The sequence below is a fragment of the Enterococcus alcedinis genome (assembly GCF_014635985.1).
Lineage (GTDB): Bacteria > Bacillota > Bacilli > Lactobacillales > Enterococcaceae > Enterococcus_I > Enterococcus_I alcedinis.
The window spans coordinates 58,292-79,112 of sequence record NZ_BMDT01000007.1 but is presented as its reverse complement, the minus strand read 5'-3'; the positions used below and the strand labels follow the sequence as shown (position 1 = coordinate 79,112).

Below are 20,821 nucleotides of genomic sequence, written 5' to 3'. Positions count from 1 at the left end.
TTCAACTTCCCTTTACCGTTCTAGTACTTCTTCATAAATCGCTTTTAATCGTTTTCCTATTTCTGGTATACTTTTTTCGACTGCCGTTTGATAACCACTCTCACGCAAGTCTGGTAGCTCTTTTGCCATTATTTTTTTGATTAATGACACAAACGCTTCATTCGTTGCTCCCATATAACAATTTTCTTTGTCTGTTAACCATTCATTGTAAACTGGAATTGCTCGTAATAACATGTGTTGGTGGCTCGCCAATGCTTCTAAAACAACAATTCCTTCCGTTTCTTCATAAGAAGGAAAGAAAAACAAATCAGCATTTGTGTAAGCTCCCTCTAAAATATCTCCTTTAATGTAACCGGGGAAAATAACATTATCCGGATGATCCCCTTGCACGACTTTGCGCACTTTGGTTGGCACACTATACAATGGTGTATAGCCAAACCAGATAAACGTATATTCTGGAAAAGCTTCCGCTACTTTAACAAAGTCTAAAATCCCTTTTCTTTCAAAATAAAGACCTACTGAAATTACGACTTTTTGTTCAGGAGTTAATGAGAAGTATTCTCTAAATTTTTGTTCTTTTGTTTTACAAGCTTGGAATTTCTCTAAAGACACACCATTTGATAGAACTTTGATTGGTGTTTGAATCCCATAGTTTTCGATAATTTTTTTTGAATACGGTGTCGGTGTAATTAATTGATCTGCAGCACTATAGAGTTTGATTAAATGTTTTTTATATAATGGCGCTAAAAGATTTGATCCGATAAAAGAATTACGAAAATCCTCTGCTGTAGAATGCGCATGATAAATAATTTTTTTGTTTTTTTGCTTGGCTTGTCTGATCATGCGATAGCTATTTAACCCGTATGTATTAATATGTAAAATATCATAATTGTTTTCTGACTGTTGATCCGTATAAGCAACATGAACACTTTCTAGCGCTTTTTTCTGATGCGTAAACGCACGACCAATGCCTGATTTTTCTAAAAGTTTTTGACTTTCAAAGTACAAAAGTATTTTCACGAAAGACACATTCCCTTCTTTACATTACCTCTTTAGTATAACATAGGTATTTTTTAGAAAATCGTCCTTGAGTCTGATTTTATTCCATTGATTTTCAGTTCATTATAAGCATAACACAAAATGTTTTTTTGAAAAACTAAATCGAAACGCAAAAAAAGTTATCGAAACAATTCAAATGATTGATGTCACTCATTGAGTTGACAAACAACAAAAAACTCGTGGGATAATCTATAGAGCAGATTATCTCACGAGTCCAAATGATGTAAATAATTAGTTGATGTATTCTTTCATGATTTCAAGAACATCTTCCATTGTGTCGCACTCAGTTAACGCACGATCGGCAAATTCTTTCATTTTACTTGTATCTAATTTTTTCATTAGGCTACGAGTTTTAAGAATAGATGTTGCACTCATAGAAAATTCATCTAAACCAATACCCATTAATAATGGAACAGCTGTTTGATCGCCGGCCATTTCTCCACACATTCCAGCCCATTTACCTTCAGCGTGCGCTGCATCAACAACGTTTTTAATTAAACGTAGAATTGATGGGTTATATGGTTGGTAAAGGTAAGAAACTTGTTCGTTCATACGGTCTGCCGCCATTGTATATTGGATTAAATCGTTTGTTCCGATACTGAAGAAGTCAACTTCTTTAGCGAATCGATCCGCTAGAATAGCTGCTGCTGGAATTTCAATCATGATACCGACTTGAATCGTATCAGAAACTGCCACACCTTCTGCAACTAATTTAGCTTTCTCTTCATCGTACATTTTTTTAGCTGAACGGAATTCTTGTAAAGTAGCTACCATTGGGAACATAATGCGCAAATTACCATGAACAGAAGCACGTAATAATGCACGTAATTGCGTACGGAACATGTCTTCTCCTAATGATGATAAGCTAATACGTAACGCACGGTAACCTAAGAATGGGTTCATCTCGTGTGGTAATTGCAAGTAAGGTAATTCCTTATCGCCACCAATGTCCATTGTACGAACAACCACTGGCTTACCAGACATGCCTTCAAGCACTGCTTTATAAGCAACATATTGATCTTCTTCTGTTGGGAAATCTGGAGAATCCATATATAGGAATTCTGTACGATATAAACCAACACCTTCTGCACCATTGTTGTGAGCACCAGTTAAATCTTTTGGTGTTCCAATGTTTGCAGCAAGTTCAAAATGTTTGCCGTCAGCTGTAACTGTTTCTGCATGTTTTAGTTTTTCCCACTCTACTTTTTGAGCAGCGTAGTCTTCACCAATTTTAACAATGTTTGCTTTTTGATCTTCAGTTGGGTGAATAATCACATCACCTTCGATACCATTCACCGCTAAAATGTCTCCGGCTTTCACTTTTGCAGTGATTTCGCCAGTTCCAACAATCGCTGGAATTTCTAACGAACGAGCCATAATAGCTGAATGTGACGTACGACCACCGATGTCAGTTACAAAAGCTTTTACAAAATTACGATCTAATTGTGCCGTGTCACTTGGTGTTAAATCATGTGCCACAACAACAACTTCTTCGTTAATCATGGATGGATTTGGTAATACAACTTGCAATAAGTGTGCCAAAATACGTTTTGCAACGTCGCGAATATCCGCAGCACGTTCTTGCATGTAAGCATTATCTTCCATCGCTTCAAACATACCAATATACATATCAGTCACTTCTTTTAAGGCAGATTCTGCGTTAACTTTATTGTCTGAGATGTTTTGTTTGATTTGACCAATCATATCTGGGTCGCTCAAAACCATTAAGTGAGCATCGAATACTTGTGCTTCTTCTTCACCTAAGCTTTCAGCAGCTTTGTTACGAATTTGTTGTAATTCTTCTGATGACTTGCTTAAAGCATCATCTAAGCGTGCTGCTTCAGCTTGACTGTCTTCTACTGTAACTTTTGTAAAGGATAAGTCTGGTTGAACTAATAGATATGCTTTGGCAACAGCAACGCCATCACTGGCTGCGATTCCTTTTAGCATTTCAGTCATTAGTTAGACAACCCTTCTTTTTGCATTGTTTCAGTGATTGCAGCCATTGCTTCTGCTTCGTCAGTTCCTTCGATAGAAATTGTTACATCAGATCCTTGACCAACACCTAAAGACATTACGCCCATAATTGATTTAAGGTTTACTGATTTACCTTTGTACTCTAAATTGATATCAGAGTTAAATTTGCTTGCTGTTTGAACTAATAATGTTGCAGGGCGTGCATGAATCCCTGTCTCTGCGATTACGTTAAAATCTTTCTTTTCCATATTAATCAATCTCCTTCATGATAGATAGTATTTTTTTTGAGGGAATCCTAATGGTTAGCGGATTGAATCGCTACCAACTTAGTAAAGACCCTTTCAGTTGTTAAGATTACCATTTTTCGTCTTAATTAACAACTACTTTCGTTACAATTACTTAGAATTGGTGAATTTATTTGTTCACGTTGACCAAACGGTAAACAACTTGCCCGCTTAATCCCGCTTCACCAATAATCAAATTTTTGTTTTCATTGATTAACCAAGCATTTCTGAAAGTCAGAAAATTTTCCTTTTCAATAATAATTTCATCAATCACTCCATCAACGAGTTTTTGAATCTCTTCACTATAATGATTCTCGTTCACTTGCACCCCTCCTCGACTCCTTTGTTTCTCTATTATTCTAAGGTAAGATTTCGTATATGCAAAGAGATTTATAAGGTTCGTTCAAAAAACTTGCACGATTTTTAAAAAATTGTATAATAAAATCATGAAAGGTCAATATTGGTCAGCTTTATCTTGATCTTTTATTTTTACCAAAAAACACATAAATAATCTCAATAGAAAGGTCGTGTTTCTATGCGCTGTCAAAATTGTGACAAAAATGAAGCAACTATTCATTTATACGCAAATGTCGGTGGACAACGTAAACAAATTGATTATTGTCAAAGTTGTTACCAACAAATGAAAAACCAAGCAAACCCTACGATGAACCAAGGCCCTCGTGACCCCTTTGGATTTAATAACTTAGACGATTTATTTAGACAATTATCGCAACAAATGCAAAAAGAACAAAATCAAAAAACACCCCCAACTCAAACGGGTGGTGCAGGTGGTGGCAACCATTTCTTTAACGGTGGTGCCCAACCTACAAACAATCAAAATGGCGGCCTTTTAGATGAATATGGGATTAATATTACCGATCAAGCCCGTAATGGTGCGATTGACCCTGTCATCGGTCGTGATAATGAAGTCATTCGTTTGATCGAAATTTTAAATCGTCGAACAAAGAATAATCCGGTCTTAATTGGTGAACCCGGTGTTGGTAAAACAGCTGTCGTGGAAGGTTTCGCCCAAAAGATTGTCGATGGTGACGTGCCACAAAAACTTAAGAACAAAGAAGTCATTCGTTTAGATGTCGCTTCGCTTGTTCAAGGAACTGGTATTCGTGGACAATTTGAAGAACGAATGCAAAAATTAATTGAAGAAGTCAAAGCAGCCGATAATATTATTCTATTCATTGATGAAGTGCATGAAATTGTCGGCGCTGGGAATGCTGGCGACGGGAATTTAGATGCTGGAAATATTTTAAAACCAGCACTTGCTCGTGGTGAATTGCAAATGGTTGGAGCAACTACGTTAAGTGAGTACCGTATTATCGAAAAAGATCCGGCACTTGAACGTCGTATGCAACCGGTACGTGTCGACGAGCCGACAGTCGAAGAAACGATTGCCATTTTAAAAGGCTTGCAATCACGTTACGAAGATTACCACCACGTTAAATACACGAACGAGGCGATTGAAGCCGCGGCGACACTTTCACACCGCTACATTCAAGATCGTTTCTTACCGGATAAAGCCATTGACTTACTCGATGAATCTGGTTCTAAGAAAAACTTAACAATTAACATGATCGATCCAAAAGAAATTGAAGAAAAACTAGCGTACTCAGAGGAGCAAAAAGCACTCGCATCCAAAGAAGAAGATTTTGAAAAAGCCGCTTATTATCGCGATCAAATTGCAAAACTAGAGAAATTAAAACAACATAAAGTTACAGATGAGGAAACACCAATTATCACTGAACAAACAATGGAACAAATTGTTGAAGAACGTACAGGTATCCCGGTGGGTGAACTGAAAGAAAAAGAACAAACACAGCTGAAAAACTTAGCAGCCGATTTAAATAGCCATGTCATTGGTCAAACGCAAGCGATTGATAAAGTAGCTAAAGCAATCCGACGCAATCGCGTGGGACTTAGCAAACAAAATCGACCAATCGGCTCCTTCCTTTTCGTTGGACCTACAGGAGTTGGTAAGACTGAGCTAGCAAAACAACTGGCAACAGAAATGTTTGGTTCAGCCGATTCAATGATTCGTTTTGATATGTCTGAATATATGGAAAAACATAGTACAGCCAAATTAATCGGCTCACCTCCAGGTTATGTTGGTTATGAAGAAGCTGGGCAATTAACCGAAAAAGTTCGCCGCAACCCTTATAGTCTTATTTTATTGGATGAAGTCGAAAAAGCGCACCCGGATGTTTTACACATGTTCCTTCAAATCTTAGAAGACGGTCGCTTAACAGACGCTAAAGGACGAACTGTCAGCTTTAAAGATACGTTAATCATTATGACTAGTAATGCCGGTACTAGAAACGTAGAAGCAAATGTTGGGTTCGCAGCAACAAGAGATGGTGTCAACCGCTCAATTTTAAATCAACTACACCACTACTTTGCTCCTGAGTTCTTAAACCGCTTCGATGGCATCATCGAATTCAAAGAACTTAGCAAAGAAAACTTATTATCAATTGTTTCACTCATGATTGATGAAGTGAACGAGCAAATTAAGACACAAAATCTACACATTGACGTGCCAATTGCCGTCCAAGAAAAACTAGTTGATCTTGGTTACGATCCTTCAATGGGTGCAAGACCATTACGTCGAACCATCCAAGAACAAATTGAAGATGGCATTGCTGATTTTTATATAGATCATCCGACGAAACATCATCTACAAGCTGTTTTAACGGAAGATAATGAAATCTCAATCATTCCATTTGAAACAGTCGAACCCGTCGTTGAAATCACGTCCGAACAAAATGACTAACAAATACAAGATGTACAAAGGTCTCTCACTCGATTCTTCGATTGAGAGACTTTTTGCCACTATTTAAGAAAAAATCCATATCTACGAATAGAATGATGACGTGTATTGCACCATAATTTATAGTTTTATTAAAATATTTCTCTTTTTTAGTCTCTTTTACTTCACTTTTATTCATCCTCTACTTATAATGAATAAAAGAGATTATTGGAGTGAATAAGATGCGCTTAATAAATGTAACGAATAGCTACTCTCGACTCGTTCGACAGCAATTAGAAAATACCGATGCAGAATTGGTGAAGGTTTATACGTCTGGTAACATTACTGTCATCTATACTGCGGCACCACTACATAACGAAATTGTCATTGTGAATAAAAAAAGACCGATTACTGAAGATGAAATTCTAGAAATAAAAACGTATTTCACTAAAAAACTGAGTCTTGACGAATACAATCCCAATGACATTAAGTTAAGCATCACGCCAGGACTAGTAGAAATTTCCATTCCAAAATATGCAAAAGAAAAAAAATACCAAGCATTTGGTTAAAAAAAATAGCTCATTACCCTACTAAACTTTAGAGGAATAATGAGCTGTTTTTTATTTTATCTACTATTATATAGCGCTGATTTCATCTAACCCAACGCCTCAACTCTCAGACCTTTTCCATAAGCAAATGCTTGAGGTTCTGATTGTGTTAAATATTCTTCTGTCAACTCGACACTTAAAAGAGCGTTCGTTTCTTGTGGTTGAAAGTAGTACGTTTTGTCTTTTGTATTAAAAATAGCCGTATATTGAGTATAATCATCGGAGTCATCTTCTTTAATGTTCACCCCTTGAGGAATGGTGACGTTCCCTAAAATATGTAGAATCGTTAAAATAGCTTCTGAGTTCGTCGATGATTTCCGTGCATATTCACGTAAATAAGTTGCGCGAATAAAACGTTCCGGACTCGTATAACCACCCGGTAAACCAAAAGTTCCTGATCCTTGACCAAACGGAAAAACCGTATGACTCCCATACTGTTTACGATTAAAATTTTGCGGTTGAATTCCTAAATAGTTATTCATATTTTTTACATGCCATTCCAGTTCAGGACTATTTGTCATCACGTTAACGGGATTGTTTTTAACTGTTAGTGGCCCACCTTGAGGTTCAATCACAACCGTTTCACCACTTGGATCCGTCACAATATAATGCAACGGTAACACAATTCCTAACAAAGAGTTCTCAGCCGTTACGAGATTCACTTCGTTAATGCGCTCTTTCAACTCCGACACACTGCCAATTTCACCCAAAACCCACGAAATCAATTCATGAGGTGCTAAATTAATTTTATCTGCTGCTTTTTTCTCTTCATACTGCGCTTCATGTGGAAAGTATAGCTCGGCAATTGCTAAACCACATTCATTCATTCCATCAGCAAAGATATATTTATCTAATTTACGGCCCGTTCCAACATAACCATAACGATTTGTCATTTCCCCACCTAAATCAAGTGAAAATGCGTAATTTCTAGGAAATATCGTCGGTAATCCTTCTAATTCAAACCCAAAATCCATTGTTCTTGCCAAAAAATTCGTTCCATCTGTCATTTGATACGTGATACTTGTACACATAGCATTCGCTCCTTTTGGAAGTTTATTTTGAACATTAATCATTAATCTTTACACCAAGTAACTGAATTAAAGATGCCGCTTGATAAGGATTAATGATACAACCTTTTAACTGATTCGGTGAAACACGCAAGTTTGAAAAAATACTTTTAGAAAAATCGACACCCTTTAGTGGGGTATCAAAAAAATCAGCTTCTTCTAATTCACAACGAATAAAGGCTAATTTCTTTTTAATTTTAACACTTTGAAAGTAAGATTCTTGTAAAAAACAATCTGTAAAGGAACAATTTTCTAATGCCGACTCACTTAAATTCAAGTAGTTGGCTTTACTCTCAATCACTTGATTATTTTTCCAGTGATTAAAGTAAAAATTGGTTCCTGTTAATTGGCACTTTTCAAATACACAGCGATAAAAAACACTATTATTCAATGAGTGATTGGATAAGTTCAAATGAATCAATCGACAATCCAACCATTCACTATTTTCAAAATCGGTTTGCTGAAACTCGCATCGCTCAAATGTCACATCGGACAATCGAATCGGTTGACTGGCAGAACTAAAATAGCAATTTTTATAGTGTCTACCTGCTTCAACCGCATCCAGGCTTAATGTTTCTCCTTCAATCATTTCTTTCGATCCCTTCTTCAAGTTATTCCTAATAATAGTATACATGAAGAGTGAAAACGATAGCAATCAATGTCTTCACCTGGCAATTCATTATTTTTCCAAAATCAATCGAGTATGAAACACTGCCCCTTGCTTTTCTGTTGACATTGAAGTCAGCTCCAATGTTATGATAATGACAAATGAAAGGTGTTGGTGATTCAAATGAATATTCAAGAAACAGCTATCTTAACCAATTTAACGAAAGAAACGATACGCTACTATGAAAAGGTCGGTCTCTTAAGTCCACAAAGACAAACCAATGGCTATCGTGATTATCAATCAAAGGACATAAAAGACTTGCATTTCATTCGTAAAATGAAGTTGCTAAATGTACCTTTATCTGACATTGCGGTCTTAATTAAATTAAAAAACCAAGAAACTTCCTTCATTTGCAAAAAAGAAACCTTACGATTTATTGATACCTTTAGTGAGCAACTCAATGAACAACGTCATTTACTAAACACAGCCGCATCGATTGTTAATCAAATAAGAGACATTGTCGAAACACCTGAAGGAGGCGATGAGAAACAAGTGATTGCCTTACTTGAAAAATTCGAAGGTGAAATCTTATGAAAGAATTGCTGCGATTTGAAAGTTTCTGTTTGTTAACTTTAACATTAATTGTTTATTTTCTTATTTTCAATTTTTCATTCTTCTTACTGATAAGTTTACTCTTTCTATTTGACCTCTCAATGATTGGTTACGTCATTAATCCTAGAATCGGTGCGATTTGCTACAATATTTTTCATCATATCGCCCTACCTGTGAGTTTACTCTTACTTGGATATTATTTAAAAAATGATTTTTTACTCGCTTTCTCCTTGATTTGGTTCATACACATCTTCATGGATCGTACTTTAGGTTATGGCCTAAAAAAAATGACCCATTTCAAAGAAACACACTTAAGCGAATCGACTCGATAAATAATCAGACTTTCCTTATAACAAAAAAACTGGAAGTGTGACAAAAGTCATTTTTCTCTAAGAAACTGGAGGTAAATTCGAACAATTGGAACCCTCAATTGCTCAAATTTAGTGAAGTTTCGAAAAAAGCAGACTTTTGTCACTCATTTATCTATTAAATGTTCTCATAAAAAAGAGACCGTAACTTATGTCACAGTCCCAACTTCTTTATTTTTGATAGCGTAACGCATTTTCTTTCATTTCTTCAATTAATACTGGATTCGTCACACCGGTTACTTCCGCGATGACTTCTTCCAGAGGTTTTTCAGCTTTTAAGACTTGTAACTTCTGGCTTTCTTCATCGTTTGGATCATTATAATTTAAAATCATGCCGACCGTTGCTAATAAATGAGGCGATTCTAGACCACGTTCAAACATTTCACCTATCGGGCGAATAAAACGCTCTTGATTCCCTAATTTACGCAATGGTGTCCGCGCAACGCGAGTAATCGCATCTGAAATGTATTTATTTTTGAAACGTTGGATGATTTTTTGAATATAAGCTGCATGTTCCGTCGCATCAAAATCCCATTTCGATACTAATAATTGACCGGTTTCAGATAATACTGCTTTTAATTGTGCTAAAACCAGGCTATCTTCCATCGCGGCATCAATTGTATCATAACCAAACCACGCACCAGTATAGGCGACGGTAGCATGTCCCGTATTGACACTGAATAGTTTACGTTCAATATATGGCTCCAAATCTTCCACATAATGGACCCCTTCTAAGCGGATAGCTGGATTCTTGACTTGTTTATCATTAATCACCCACTCAGAAAATGGTTCAACTTCAACGTATAAAACATCCTCATGCTGTTGCTCTGGCACAATTCGATCGACCGCTGCATCTGGAAACCCAATATATTTCTCTAAATAATCGGTATTTTGAAGGTGTTTCGAAATTTCTTTTTTAAAATAACTCGAACCACCAATCATATTTTCACAAGCGATGACATCCAATGCTTGTGTCATTCCAGCTGTCTCTCTTGCTGTTATTCCTTGTGCGACAAGCTCCGCGATATACGGTAAAATATTCGGCCCAATCGCAGTAGTAATCAAATCGGCTTCTTGAATTGCTTCGATGACTGCTGCTGGGTTTTGTTGGTTATTAATCCCCGTCACATGATGGATCCCTATCTGTTCTTTCGATTCATCCGCTAAACCAATCACATAACCGTTTCTTTCTTGTAATGCTTGAATAATCGCTTCATTCACATCGATAAATGTCACTGAAAAATCATTCTTATATAATATTTCTCCGATAAATCCACGTCCAATATTCCCTGCTCCAAAATGGACTGCTTTCATTTTGCTTCCCCCTTAAGTTGTCTGTAACTGGCGAATAATGTCCTCTTTAGTCAAAGCATCCGCTAGCAACACAACATTGTTGACATCGCTACAATACAAAGCAATTTGTTGGATGAGTGCTAGATGATCATCACCCACACCTGCAATCCCAAATAATACCGTCACAATTTGCGGCTCTTCTGCCGTACCAAAGTTGACACCTTCCGGCACTTGAACGACACAGATACCTGATTTTTTGACGTATTGCTTCGCTTCATCTGTTCCATGAGGAATCGCGATAAAGTTCCCCATATAAACAGATAGCATTTCATTTCTTTCAATCATCGCTGCAATATAATCTTCTTCAACACAGCCTGCATCGACTAGTTTTCTACCACAAAAACGAATCGCTTCTTCTTTTGTTTGAAATGACTGATTTAAATCAACCATTGCTGATGGTAATGTCATTACACTCATTTCCTTACCTCCCAAATTTATCTCTTACTCGCTTGTAACTGTTCAACAAGTACCTCGTATTTTTTTGTTTGAACAAAATTTTCCACCTCAAAATATTGAGCGGTTGGTGCCTGTTTTTTAACTTCTTCTTTCAATTTTGGCAAAACGATTAATAACGTCGACGGTTGCGCTTGTAGTTGCTCATAACGAACCTTCTTAACTGGAGTGCGTAGGTTATTTTTGTGTAAAATTTCTTCTAACATTCTTAACCCCATTGTTGCAGAACCTTCGCTTTGATCATGGACCAAATAAATTTCAGTCACTGGTTCCAACACGGCCGGTGATTTTTGTGTTTCATTGGTTTTTTCAAGTGGTTTTTCACTTGTTTCTCCTAGTAATCCAGCAATAATTTCATCGTAACGAGGCGAGTTCAAAAAGTTTTCTACCGAAACGAATGTTGCATTCGGTGCTTTTTGTTTCGCACGTTCATGTAACTCTTCTTGCGTAACAATCAAGCTCGATGGATCATCCATTAAATTATTAATCGCACTGTTGGTTACATTTTGTGGTAAGTTCGCTTCTTTAACTTTCTTACGTAGAATAGACGCCCCCATTGCACTAGAACCCATTCCTGCATCACAAGCAAAGATAATTTTTTGAATCGAACCAGCATTTTGAATCGTTGCTGATGGACTGATTCCTTTTGAAGCTGATTTGGCTGCTTGTGTTGCTGCCACATTCGCCGCGAAATTATCTTCCAAATCATTGTGATCGGCTTTTAAAATCATTGCTGCTATGGCAAATGATGTAACGGTTGCTACTGCTACGCCTAGGAGTACTGGAATATGCCCTCCTTGAGGTGCCATTGCCATAATAGCAATAATGGATCCTGGTGAAGCCGGCGCTCGTAAACCTGCACCTAACGCTTGCAACGTAAAGCTACCGGTAATCCCTCCCGCAATCACTGCTAGAAACAATAACGGTTTCATCATTACGTACGGGAAGTAAATTTCATGAATCCCTCCGAAAAAGTGAATTAAGATTGCACCTGGTGATGATGACTTCGCTGCACCTTTACCAAAGAACATAAAGGCAAGTAAAATACCTAAACCTGGTCCCGGGTTAGCTTCTAGTAAAAACAAGATTGAGCGACCCGTTTCAACTGCTTGTTCCGTACCAAGCGGCGTTAAAATCCCGTGGTTAATCGCATTATTTAAAAACAAAATCTTTGCTGGCTCAATAAAGATATTCGCTAATGGAATTAAATGAGCATTTAAAATCACATCCACACCCGTTGCCATCGCCGTTGTTAACGTATTTACAACAGGACCGATAATCACAAAACCTAGAATCGCTAAGGCAAAACCAATCAGTCCAGCTGAGAAGTTATTGACAAGCATTTCAAAACCAGCTTTAATGCGATGTTGAAAATACTTATCAAACTGCTTCATAGAATACCCAGCGAATGGTCCCATAATCATCGCCCCAAGCATCATCGGAATATCCGTTCCTACAATGACCCCCATCGTGGCAATTCCACCAACGACCGCACCGCGTTCTCCGGCAATGACTTTTCCGCCGGTGTACCCAATTAAAATTGGAATTAAATAGGTTAACATCGGACCAACCATTGTTGCTAACTTTTCATTTGGTAAATAACCATCTGGTATAAATAATGCCGTTAAAACACCCCATGCAATCAATGCGCCAATGTTAGGCATGATCATACTTGATAACGTGCTACCTAACCTTTGAATCTTTGCTTTCAAAGATCCTTTCCCTCCAACACTTGTCGTTTGCATTTTTATTTCCTCCTTATTTGTTAAGCTTTGATAACCAAATTGTATCCCCTTTCAATAACGTTAAATAGTCGTACTTTGGCATAAACAATCGTGCCAAAACTAAAAAAGCTCTTTAAATGCCATGAACGGCACTTAAAGAGCTTTCTATTACTTTCTATTTTGCTAGTTTCAAACAACCGATGACTTCTTGTTTTGTGGTGGCATCACTTATCTTTCGAACATTTTCTAAATCAGAAAAAAACAAGGCAAGTTCTTGCAAAACCGTCAATTGCGTCCATTTTTTAAGAGCGATAGCCACAACAATTGTGGCTATTTGCCTTTTATTAGTTGTTCCAAAATTCACACCATCTGGAACTTGTATCAAAATCATTCCTTCTTTTAATAAATTCCCATCTTGAACATCCGCATGTGGTAATGCAACAAAATTACCAATATAAACACTGACTTGCTCGTGGCGTTGTTGCATCTCAGCAATATAAGTCGATTCTACATAGCCACGATCCGCCAATTTTTCTCCTGCAAAAGCAATCGCATCACTAGCAGAGCGAAAAGAGGCATTTAAAAATAAATCCTCCTCAGACAAATTCCACATGTTCTCCCCTCCTTCTATGGTGTCATTTTTTCAACGAGTAACGACGAAAGCAGTTGATAGACAATCGCTTGATTGCCTGTATGGAAAATTTCAGTATATAAATCATTCATAATAATCGATCCACTAATTTTCCCGAGTAATTGACTTTCAATCGCTGTTAATTCTTTTGGCGCCAACATTAATAGGACACGATACAGTCGCATGTCTTGACGATCCATACCTACGATTGTAATTGGCACTTCTAAATCGATGATAGAAAAGATGGGTCGATTGACACCACTTGTCGATGCATGGAAAAGTGCCATCGCTGTTCCAGGAATACCTACAGGTGATTGCTTTAAGCGTTTCAATAACTTCTCTTGTGTTTTTTGAGCATCATTCACTACTTCGCTTGGTAGTATTTGTACCAATTTTTGAACAAGACTTTCGATGGTTTGATCATTGTTAATCGAATGAATCGAGAACAAACGGAGTAGTTCATTTACATGTTCCATAAAATCACGTACGTCTTCATATGAAGGTCGAACCGCTTCTGAAACACTGCGCTTCTTTCTTGCTCTGTTTTGTGTGCGACTAATTTTTTTGAATTCTTCTTTTAATTGCTTGACCTCATCTTCAAGTAACAAAGGTGAAACCAATTGGTATTTACCGCTGTATCCAGCCAGTAAGGAAGTCGACACAACGATATCATAATCATTTTCTAAATCGACGGTTCCTAAATCTGCCAGGCTAAAGAAATGAATTTGATCGACAAAAGGAAAATAGCGTCGTAATTTCATTTCTAGCATACTTGTTGAGGCTAGTCCACTTGGTGAAAAACCCGCAACATCGACAGCCATCGTTTTAGGGCTTCGTTCAAGTGAATTGGCAAAGTGTAAGACCATATACGCAATTTCTTCCTCGGATATTTTAAGATCCGGAAAAACAAGCGGTAACGACTGACGAATCCCCTGCGCTACCTCTTCATATTGCTCCATAATGCGCTCCAAAATCGGATTCGTCAACGTCTCTTCTTCCAAAATCACCCGTGAAGAAATACCCGATAAATGCGTCAGCAACATCTTATACAAGTGAGAATCTTCAAAAAAATCGACCTCTGTCTCGCGACTCACATTCTCGATCAATTGCTTCACTTGATAGGCCAGTTCCGTATCGAAGTTTTCTTCAAAGAAATCCTCTTCAAATGAACTACCAAAGTCACTTAACAAGCTCGCAAAAAAAACAATCTCATTCACTGGATATAATTGTTTGGTTTCCATTGCTAATTTGGCAAAAATTCGTTTACTAATATTGAGCATCTCTTTGTTCAATGCCTCTAAGTAAGCTTCTTCGATAATTAAATGTTCTTGTTTGACACGATGGATGGTTAAAACTAAAACAAAACATAAATGAGCTAATTTGCGATCACTCAATTGAGGCAACGTTGCTTTGATTTCTGTTAAAATTAACTCACGCACAAATAATAAATGCGATTCATTTAGAAACGAAAAGAAGGTGTTCTGCTTCGCTTGCGCTTTTTCATAATGAAAGAGCTGATACTCATTAATTTCTTGTTCTAAAATACTTGCCATCAGTAAACGACGATATTTTTCGGAGCCTTCAATCTCGTAACCACCGTTTCTCACAATTTTTAAAGGTAACTTAGCTAAACGCAGTTCCAATTGCTTAATGTCTGAATAGAAGGTTGTATGACTAATCAAATAAGTATCTAGGAAAATCGCTATCGCAATTGGTTTTTCTGTCATTAACAATTCAAATAATAGTAAGCGTTGTCGCTGTTCCGCTGGGATTTCTAGCCAATTCTCACTTTTTAACGCCTGATGAATCTTACGTAATCCCTCTTCATCCGCTAATAATTGATACTTTCCACGCCCCGCTTTATTCAACTGAATAGTTGCTTTTTCTAATGTCTCAGTTAACGTTTCAAGTTCACGATAGACTGTACGTTTACTAACCTTTAAAAGGGATATCATCTGATTAATCGAAACCCCGTTTGGCTGATTGACTAGTTCTGTTAATAATTCTTTTTCTCTAGGAGACAAAAACATCAAACTTCCTCCTCCCCTAACCATATTTCAAATTCGGTTGTCTGCAAGAAATCTTGCACCACAAGTTTCTTTTTTACCCTTTTCAATTTTGGATGTTGTTCCAATAATTCATCGGTAAAAATATACAACCGATCTTTTTTAACTTCTAAATGCTCAATTGCTTCCTTCGTAAATTCAACCTTTTTTTGATGGTGCTTTGCTATTTGCCTCATGCGTTCAATTGCCATGGTTTGAGAACCTCTAATATTATCCGCATAGAGTAAGACGATTTTCAACGTTTCTTTTTTCAATTCGAAAGGCTCGACACGATCTTTTGACGTTGGCTGATACGCACCTAACGCCTCATTCACTCGTTGGTACATCATTTTTGTATCCAAAAAATTTTCTATCGTAAGGATTCGTGAAGCCGGCGCTTTGCTTTTAGCCACTTTTTTTAATTGTGGATGAACAAGCACAAGGGTATCTTGGCGGTTATCTAGTGTGTAAACGGATTGGTAATCGACAAAATAGTCCATTTGCTCTTGCTGTAGCGTTCGACGCAAAAGACTTGCTCCCATGGCACTTGAACCAATTCCAGCATCACAAGCCACAATAATCCGGGTAATCGCTTGTGATGAATCCAACCGCTCCTCGACTTCTTTCAAACTGATTTCCTCCCAACTTCTTCGTTTCAAATAAAATTTAGCAATTGAAAAAGAGATCAATGTACTGATTATTATTCCTAAAATTAAACCCAGCCATTTTGTCAGCGGTGTACTTGTCACAATTAAAATCAATGAACCTGGTGAAACAGGATGCTTCAGCCCGACATCAAACCATTGGAAGATAGCGGTTCCTGATACTCCGGATACAATCAAAGCGACAAATAAGCGTGGTTCCATTAAAACATATGGGAAATAGACCTCGTGAATTCCCCCAAATACATGAATCAACGCGGCACCACCTGATTGCGCTTTCTTTTTTCCATAGCGGTAATAAGCAAGTAAGATCCCTAAACCTGGACCTGGATTTGTTTCTAATAAAAAAAGCACGGATTGGCCTGTTTTTTTAACCATCGATAAACCAAGCGGTGTTAGCACGCCATGATTGATTGTATTATTGAAAAAGAAGACTTTTAATGGTTCAATCACCAAACTAACCGCCGGTAAAAGTTTCAAATCGATAAACCAGAGAATTAAAATTGCGGATGCCTGCATCAACCAATTAATCACCGGTGCGATTAAAAAAATCGCCGTAAGACACCATACACCACCAACTAACCCTGCTAAAATATTATTAGCCACCATCTCATAACCATCTTTTAATCGATCCAGCCAATATTTTTTGATGAATACATAACTCCAAACGGAAAGTGGACCAATGATCATCGCCCCAATGATTTGTGGACTATTGGTTCCAATAATCATACCAATCGTGGCAATCCCAGCAATCGTTCCTCCACGACTTGCTTCAACCTGCTTTCCTCCAGTATAACCAATCAAAAGCGGTAATAAATAGGAGATTAATGCCTGTTCAAGTCCATCCAATAGTAAATGTAATTCTTTAAATTGTAAACTCGCAACGACATTAATAAACCCCCAAGCAATAAAAATACTGAGGTGTGGCATCATCATTTGACTCAATCGATTGCCAATTTTTCGAAGATCGAACCATTTTTCCTTAGGATTGTTTCTTTTCATTCCTCACCAATCCTTTCACTACAAATCTATCCTACTTATATTAGCATATTTAGCAAATGATTAGTGCTTTCAATTGGCGTTTTGTTTGGTGGCAAGACGCTTGCTTTTGATTTTATTTATGATATTTTTAAAAAATCCCTATTAATTGAATAAAATTGTTCGATACTTTCGTTTATTAGGAGATAATATCCACACTGTTTTTGTCCCTATTACTAAACAAACAGATTGAAATCTGTCGATAGCTTCATGATTTTTAAACATCAATCCAGAAAAACAAAAAATCAAGCAGTGATATTCACTACTTGATCCTACGATTTTATTCTAAATATTGTCTCATTTTTTACCAATATTTATTGTTAAAGAGCCTTTTTTCACGGATACCTAGCGCATGCCTACTTTATTTCCAGCTTCCTTCTTCGTTTGGCAGATCAATTATTTTATGATCTCTATACCAAACGTCGATATCATCTGTATACGTTTTTGCAAAATCAGAATTAAATATATTTTTTAACCAAGATTCAAATCCTTTATTGAGTTTCTCACGATCAATAATTTGATTGGTTTTATCGCCCCCTTCTTTTGTAGCATCATCGCCTTCCGATGCAATAGAAGGAATTTTAATTAAGATACTTTTATAAGGTTTCTCCGAAAATAGATTACTAGAAACTGTTTTCACATTCACACCTTTAATATTAATAAATAACCCATCCAGATTCAATTCTTGCTTCATTAACTCTTTTCGGCTGTATTCGCGATACCCTAAAATTGCCGACAACGCGACACCAATAACTACGACTACAAATACTTTCCAACCCATTTTATCTAGTATCTTCATTATTTCACCTTGTCTACTTTCAAGCTACTATTTTCCAATTGCCAAGAACCAGTATTGTATTGATACTTAGCAGAAATTTTATACTCTGGACTCGACCACAACATCCCCTCGCTTTCAAATACCCCTTTTATTTCTACCGTGTTACTATTGGGCTCAAATTCAAAATTGACAGATTCTAGATTGTTTTTCTTTTGCCAACTCATAAATTCGATTTCTTTGTCCGTTCTAAGTTTTAAACGCAAATCTTTCATGATTGCATTTTTGTCAGCATTTTTTAAGTCTTTATAACTGTCTACTTTTTCGCCATTCTTCCAATTCCCAAGTGTGCTACCATCATAAAAAATTTGATAATAAACCGTCGACTCTTTCATTAAATCGGAGTTAATTGATTCTTCAAAAGTGTCTTTTAATTCCTCCCGACGACTATCATCGTCAAATAAGCCCGAATAATCAATTAACTTGGGAATAAAAATGTCCACCTGCTTTGCTTCTTTCGAACTAAACCACTTAATGAAGCCGTTTTGAGAAACCAACCCCACATCACTACCAATAATCGCTGAGTAGGCATCCCTTATATTATTTTTACTCGCAATTTCTTGTCTTTGTTGCGACCATGGTGAAGCACGCTGAAACAATGCTCCAAAAAGTGGCGTTCCTGCTACAATGATTCCACTTCCTAGTATAATGAGAATCGAATACTTTACGATTTGTGTTCCTATTGATTTTAGCGGTAACGTCCCAAAATTAATTAGCCAATTGCTTACTTTCTTTTTGTTACTTCTGTAATCTTCGCGGACGTTTACTTGTTCATTTTTCCAATCCATTTAGTTAATTCCTCCTACATTATCATTTTATCCATAATATTTAATTGTCTTTTAAATCGATTACTAAAACGAATAGACGCTATCTGTAGAAAAAAATATTTTCTAGTACATTATGCTAAAAACACAAGTAACTTAACAAATTATTATCCTTTTATAAAAAAGTCGAATAGACCGCATCCAGAACCGTTCGAAAACTTGCCTTGTTTCAGCTATTTCCTCATTCATTTTAGCTTTTAGCAGTACTCATATTTCTATACAAAAAAACGCCATCTTTAACATGACAAACATGTTTAAAATGGCGTTACATTACTAAGATTTTTACATCAACGTCTTCAATTTAACGTTCGGATATTTATCGACAAACCAACGTTCTGCGAATTGGTTTTCGAATAAGAATAATGGTTGATCGAAGCGGTCACGTGCTAAGATGTTACGGCTTGAACTCATTTTTTCATCTAAATCTTCTGGTTCAATCCAACGAGCGATTTTACTTCCCATTGGTGTCATGATTACTTCAGAATTGTATTCATTTAACATACGATGTTGGAAAACTTCAAACTGTAATTGACCAACGGCACCTAGAATGTACTCTTCCGTCAAGTAAGTTTTGTACAACTGAATCGCACCTTCTTGAACGAGTTGGTAAATTCCTTTATGGAATGATTTTTGTTTCATGACGTTTTTCGCTGATACTTTCATAAATAGCTCTGGTGTAAATGATGGTAAATCTTCAAAGGCAATCGCCTTTTTACCTTCATAAATCGTATCACCAATTTGATAGTTCCCCGTGTCATAAACCCCAATGATATCACCAGCAACGGCTTCTTCGACGTTTTCACGAGCATCAGCCATAAATTGGGTCACGTTACTTAGTTTCATTTTCTTCTTCGTGCGTTCTAACGTGACGTCCATCCCACGTTCAAAAGTTCCCGAGCAAACACGGACAAAGGCAATACGGTCACGGTGAGCTGGGTTCATATTCGCTTGAATTTTAAAGACGAAGCCAGAGAAGTTTTCTTCATACGGACTAATTAAAGTGTCTTCTTTCGTAATATGATCATATGGTGCATGAGCATATTGTAAGAACGTCTCTAAGAAGGTTTGTACGCCAAAGTTCGTTAAAGCTGAACCAAAAAAGACAGGCGTTTGTTGCCCATTTGCAACTTTTTCTGGATCGAACTCGTCTCCAGCTTCCGTCACTAGCTCAACTTCGTCCAATACTTGACTGTAAATACTGTTGTTACGTAAAGGATGATCAGCTGGAATTTCACCATTTTCATCTAAGGCAAGGTATTGTTGGTTATCGTATTTTTCAGGACGGTAAAACTCAACTCGTTTATTATAAATATCGTAAAGTCCTTCTAAACCTTTCCCCATACCTAAAGGCCAGTTCATTGGGTAAGAAGCAATGCCTAAAACTTCTTCTAATTCCTCTAATAGTTCTAACGGTTCACGACCATCACGGTCTAATTTGTTAATAAAAGTGAAAATTGGAATGCCACGACGTTTAACAACTTGGAAAAGTTTCTTCGTCTGAGCTTCAATCCCTTTCGCGCTATCAACAACCATAACCGCACTATCCACTGCCATCAGTGTTCGATAGGTATCTTCCGAGAAATCCTCATGCCCTGGTGTATCTAAGATATTGACACGTTTGCCATCATAATCAAACTGCATCACTGAACTTGTAACAGAGATTCCACGTTGTTTCTCAATTTCCATCCAGTCAGATTTTGCAAAGTTTCCGGTTTTCTTCCCTTTAACCGTTCCTGCTTGACGAATCGCGCCTCCAAAAAGAAGTAATTTTTCAGTAATTGTTGTTTTTCCGGCATCCGGATGGGAAATAATCGCAAAAGTACGACGATTTTCCACTTGTTGTTTTAAATTTGGGTTATCCATATATATAAGGTTTCCTTTCTTTGTGACAAAAGCATCACTCAAAACTTCGATTT

Annotated in this window: 19 protein-coding genes; 4 read left to right on the top strand and 15 right to left on the bottom strand. The window is 37.0% G+C overall.

Annotation, left to right across the window (positions count from 1 at the left end; all coding sequences use genetic code 11):
* Positions 1-12 precede the first annotated feature (12 nt).
* From IEV09_RS08460 to ykzS, 4 genes are all read right to left on the bottom strand, one after another.
* Positions 13-1,020: an LTA glycolipid anchor biosynthesis glycosyltransferase, IagA/BgsA family gene (locus tag IEV09_RS08460; RefSeq protein ID WP_188367855.1), complete on the bottom strand. Its 1,008-nt coding sequence runs from the start codon at positions 1,018-1,020 to the stop codon at positions 13-15.
* A 270-nt stretch (positions 1,021-1,290) separates the two neighbouring features.
* Positions 1,291-3,018, bottom strand: a complete 1,728-nt coding sequence (ptsP, locus tag IEV09_RS08455; RefSeq protein ID WP_188367854.1) for a phosphoenolpyruvate--protein phosphotransferase — start codon at positions 3,016-3,018, stop codon at positions 1,291-1,293.
* Positions 3,018-3,284: a phosphocarrier protein HPr gene (locus tag IEV09_RS08450; RefSeq protein ID WP_188367853.1), complete on the bottom strand. Its 267-nt coding sequence runs from the start codon at positions 3,282-3,284 to the stop codon at positions 3,018-3,020. Before IEV09_RS08450 ends, ptsP begins: the two co-directional genes overlap by 1 nt.
* Before the next feature lie 166 nt (positions 3,285-3,450).
* Positions 3,451-3,642 carry a protein YkzS gene (gene ykzS, locus IEV09_RS08445; RefSeq protein WP_188367852.1) on the bottom strand — a complete coding sequence of 64 codons (192 nt, stop codon included), beginning with the start codon at positions 3,640-3,642 and terminating at the stop codon, positions 3,451-3,453.
* A gap of 213 nt (positions 3,643-3,855) precedes the next feature.
* On the opposite strand from ykzS, the gene IEV09_RS08440 reads away from it, so the two are divergent.
* The gene (locus IEV09_RS08440; RefSeq protein ID WP_188367851.1) at positions 3,856-6,102 is read left to right on the top strand and encodes an ATP-dependent Clp protease ATP-binding subunit; all 2,247 of its coding nucleotides are present in this window, start codon (positions 3,856-3,858) and stop codon (positions 6,100-6,102) included.
* Between the two features lie 218 nt (positions 6,103-6,320).
* Positions 6,321-6,647: a DUF1827 family protein gene (locus IEV09_RS08435; protein WP_188367850.1), complete on the top strand. Its 327-nt coding sequence runs from the start codon at positions 6,321-6,323 to the stop codon at positions 6,645-6,647.
* 86 nt (positions 6,648-6,733) lie between these two features.
* Here the strand turns inward: IEV09_RS08435 and IEV09_RS08430 are convergent, their stop codons facing one another.
* Both IEV09_RS08430 and IEV09_RS08425 read right to left on the bottom strand, forming a co-directional pair.
* Positions 6,734-7,717, bottom strand: a complete 984-nt coding sequence (locus tag IEV09_RS08430) for a choloylglycine hydrolase family protein (RefSeq protein ID WP_188367849.1) — start codon at positions 7,715-7,717, stop codon at positions 6,734-6,736.
* A gap of 34 nt (positions 7,718-7,751) precedes the next feature.
* Complete coding sequence (locus tag IEV09_RS08425) at positions 7,752-8,342, bottom strand: pentapeptide repeat-containing protein (protein WP_188367848.1); 591 nt, start codon at positions 8,340-8,342, stop codon at positions 7,752-7,754.
* Positions 8,343-8,543: 201 nt separating this feature from the next.
* Between IEV09_RS08425 and IEV09_RS08420 the strand changes: the two genes are divergently transcribed.
* Complete coding sequence (locus IEV09_RS08420; RefSeq protein ID WP_188367847.1) at positions 8,544-8,954, top strand: MerR family transcriptional regulator; 411 nt, start codon at positions 8,544-8,546, stop codon at positions 8,952-8,954.
* Positions 8,951-9,304 carry a DUF4260 domain-containing protein gene (locus IEV09_RS08415; protein WP_188367846.1) on the top strand — a complete coding sequence of 118 codons (354 nt, stop codon included), beginning with the start codon at positions 8,951-8,953 and terminating at the stop codon, positions 9,302-9,304. Before IEV09_RS08420 ends, IEV09_RS08415 begins: the two co-directional genes overlap by 4 nt.
* A gap of 207 nt (positions 9,305-9,511) precedes the next feature.
* On the opposite strand, the gene IEV09_RS08410 is transcribed toward IEV09_RS08415, so the two are convergent.
* The 9 genes from IEV09_RS08410 to IEV09_RS08370 form a co-directional block, all read right to left on the bottom strand.
* Positions 9,512-10,654 (bottom strand): mannitol-1-phosphate 5-dehydrogenase, encoded by a 1,143-nt coding sequence (locus IEV09_RS08410; RefSeq protein WP_188367845.1) that lies wholly within the window; start codon positions 10,652-10,654, stop codon positions 9,512-9,514.
* Positions 10,655-10,666: 12 nt separating this feature from the next.
* A complete protein-coding gene (locus tag IEV09_RS08405; RefSeq protein WP_373281478.1) occupies positions 10,667-11,101 on the bottom strand; it encodes a PTS mannitol transporter subunit IIA in 435 nt (144 codons plus the stop codon).
* Positions 11,102-11,127: 26 nt separating this feature from the next.
* On the bottom strand, positions 11,128-12,891 hold the full coding sequence (locus IEV09_RS08400; RefSeq protein ID WP_188367843.1) for a PTS mannitol transporter subunit IIBC: 1,764 nt from the start codon (positions 12,889-12,891) through the stop codon (positions 11,128-11,130).
* A 154-nt stretch (positions 12,892-13,045) separates the two neighbouring features.
* Positions 13,046-13,483, bottom strand: a complete 438-nt coding sequence (locus IEV09_RS08395; protein WP_188367842.1) for a PTS mannitol transporter subunit IIA — start codon at positions 13,481-13,483, stop codon at positions 13,046-13,048.
* 14 nt (positions 13,484-13,497) lie between these two features.
* A complete protein-coding gene (locus IEV09_RS08390; protein WP_188367841.1) occupies positions 13,498-15,531 on the bottom strand; it encodes a BglG family transcription antiterminator in 2,034 nt (677 codons plus the stop codon).
* Entirely contained in the window at positions 15,531-17,210 is a 1,680-nt protein-coding gene (locus IEV09_RS08385; RefSeq protein WP_188367840.1) for a PTS transporter subunit EIIC, read from the bottom strand. Before IEV09_RS08385 ends, IEV09_RS08390 begins: the two co-directional genes overlap by 1 nt.
* A 397-nt stretch (positions 17,211-17,607) precedes the next feature.
* Positions 17,608-18,045, bottom strand: a complete 438-nt coding sequence (locus IEV09_RS08380) for a hypothetical protein (protein ID WP_188367839.1) — start codon at positions 18,043-18,045, stop codon at positions 17,608-17,610.
* Positions 18,045-18,869, bottom strand: a complete 825-nt coding sequence (locus IEV09_RS08375; RefSeq protein ID WP_188367838.1) for a hypothetical protein — start codon at positions 18,867-18,869, stop codon at positions 18,045-18,047. The genes IEV09_RS08380 and IEV09_RS08375 overlap by 1 nt, the downstream gene beginning before the upstream one ends.
* A 318-nt stretch (positions 18,870-19,187) precedes the next feature.
* A complete protein-coding gene (locus IEV09_RS08370; protein WP_188367837.1) occupies positions 19,188-20,768 on the bottom strand; it encodes a peptide chain release factor 3 in 1,581 nt (526 codons plus the stop codon).
* Positions 20,769-20,821: the final 53 nt, after the last annotated feature.

Excerpts from the sequence above, each read along its gene's own strand:
- ptsP (WP_188367854.1), bottom strand. The coding sequence starts at position 3,018 with ATGACTGAAATGCTAAAAGGAATCGCAGCCAGTGATGGCGTTGCTGTT.
- IEV09_RS08450 (WP_188367853.1), bottom strand. The coding sequence starts at position 3,284 with ATGGAAAAGAAAGATTTTAACGTAATCGCAGAGACAGGGATTCATGCA.
- IEV09_RS08440 (WP_188367851.1), top strand. The coding sequence starts at position 3,856 with ATGCGCTGTCAAAATTGTGACAAAAATGAAGCAACTATTCATTTATAC.
- IEV09_RS08435 (WP_188367850.1), top strand. The coding sequence starts at position 6,321 with ATGCGCTTAATAAATGTAACGAATAGCTACTCTCGACTCGTTCGACAG.
- IEV09_RS08430 (WP_188367849.1), bottom strand. The coding sequence starts at position 7,717 with ATGTGTACAAGTATCACGTATCAAATGACAGATGGAACGAATTTTTTG.
- IEV09_RS08425 (WP_188367848.1), bottom strand. The coding sequence starts at position 8,342 with ATGATTGAAGGAGAAACATTAAGCCTGGATGCGGTTGAAGCAGGTAGA.
- IEV09_RS08420 (WP_188367847.1), top strand. The coding sequence starts at position 8,544 with ATGAATATTCAAGAAACAGCTATCTTAACCAATTTAACGAAAGAAACG.
- IEV09_RS08415 (WP_188367846.1), top strand. The coding sequence starts at position 8,951 with ATGAAAGAATTGCTGCGATTTGAAAGTTTCTGTTTGTTAACTTTAACA.
- IEV09_RS08410 (WP_188367845.1), bottom strand. The coding sequence starts at position 10,654 with ATGAAAGCAGTCCATTTTGGAGCAGGGAATATTGGACGTGGATTTATC.
- IEV09_RS08405 (WP_373281478.1), bottom strand. The coding sequence starts at position 11,101 with ATGACATTACCATCAGCAATGGTTGATTTAAATCAGTCATTTCAAACA.
- IEV09_RS08400 (WP_188367843.1), bottom strand. The coding sequence starts at position 12,891 with ATGCAAACGACAAGTGTTGGAGGGAAAGGATCTTTGAAAGCAAAGATT.
- IEV09_RS08395 (WP_188367842.1), bottom strand. The coding sequence starts at position 13,483 with ATGTGGAATTTGTCTGAGGAGGATTTATTTTTAAATGCCTCTTTTCGC.
- IEV09_RS08390 (WP_188367841.1), bottom strand. The coding sequence starts at position 15,531 with ATGTTTTTGTCTCCTAGAGAAAAAGAATTATTAACAGAACTAGTCAAT.
- IEV09_RS08385 (WP_188367840.1), bottom strand. The coding sequence starts at position 17,210 with ATGAAAAGAAACAATCCTAAGGAAAAATGGTTCGATCTTCGAAAAATT.
- IEV09_RS08380 (WP_188367839.1), bottom strand. The coding sequence starts at position 18,045 with ATGAAGATACTAGATAAAATGGGTTGGAAAGTATTTGTAGTCGTAGTT.
- IEV09_RS08375 (WP_188367838.1), bottom strand. The coding sequence starts at position 18,869 with ATGGATTGGAAAAATGAACAAGTAAACGTCCGCGAAGATTACAGAAGT.
- IEV09_RS08370 (WP_188367837.1), bottom strand. The coding sequence starts at position 20,768 with ATGGATAACCCAAATTTAAAACAACAAGTGGAAAATCGTCGTACTTTT.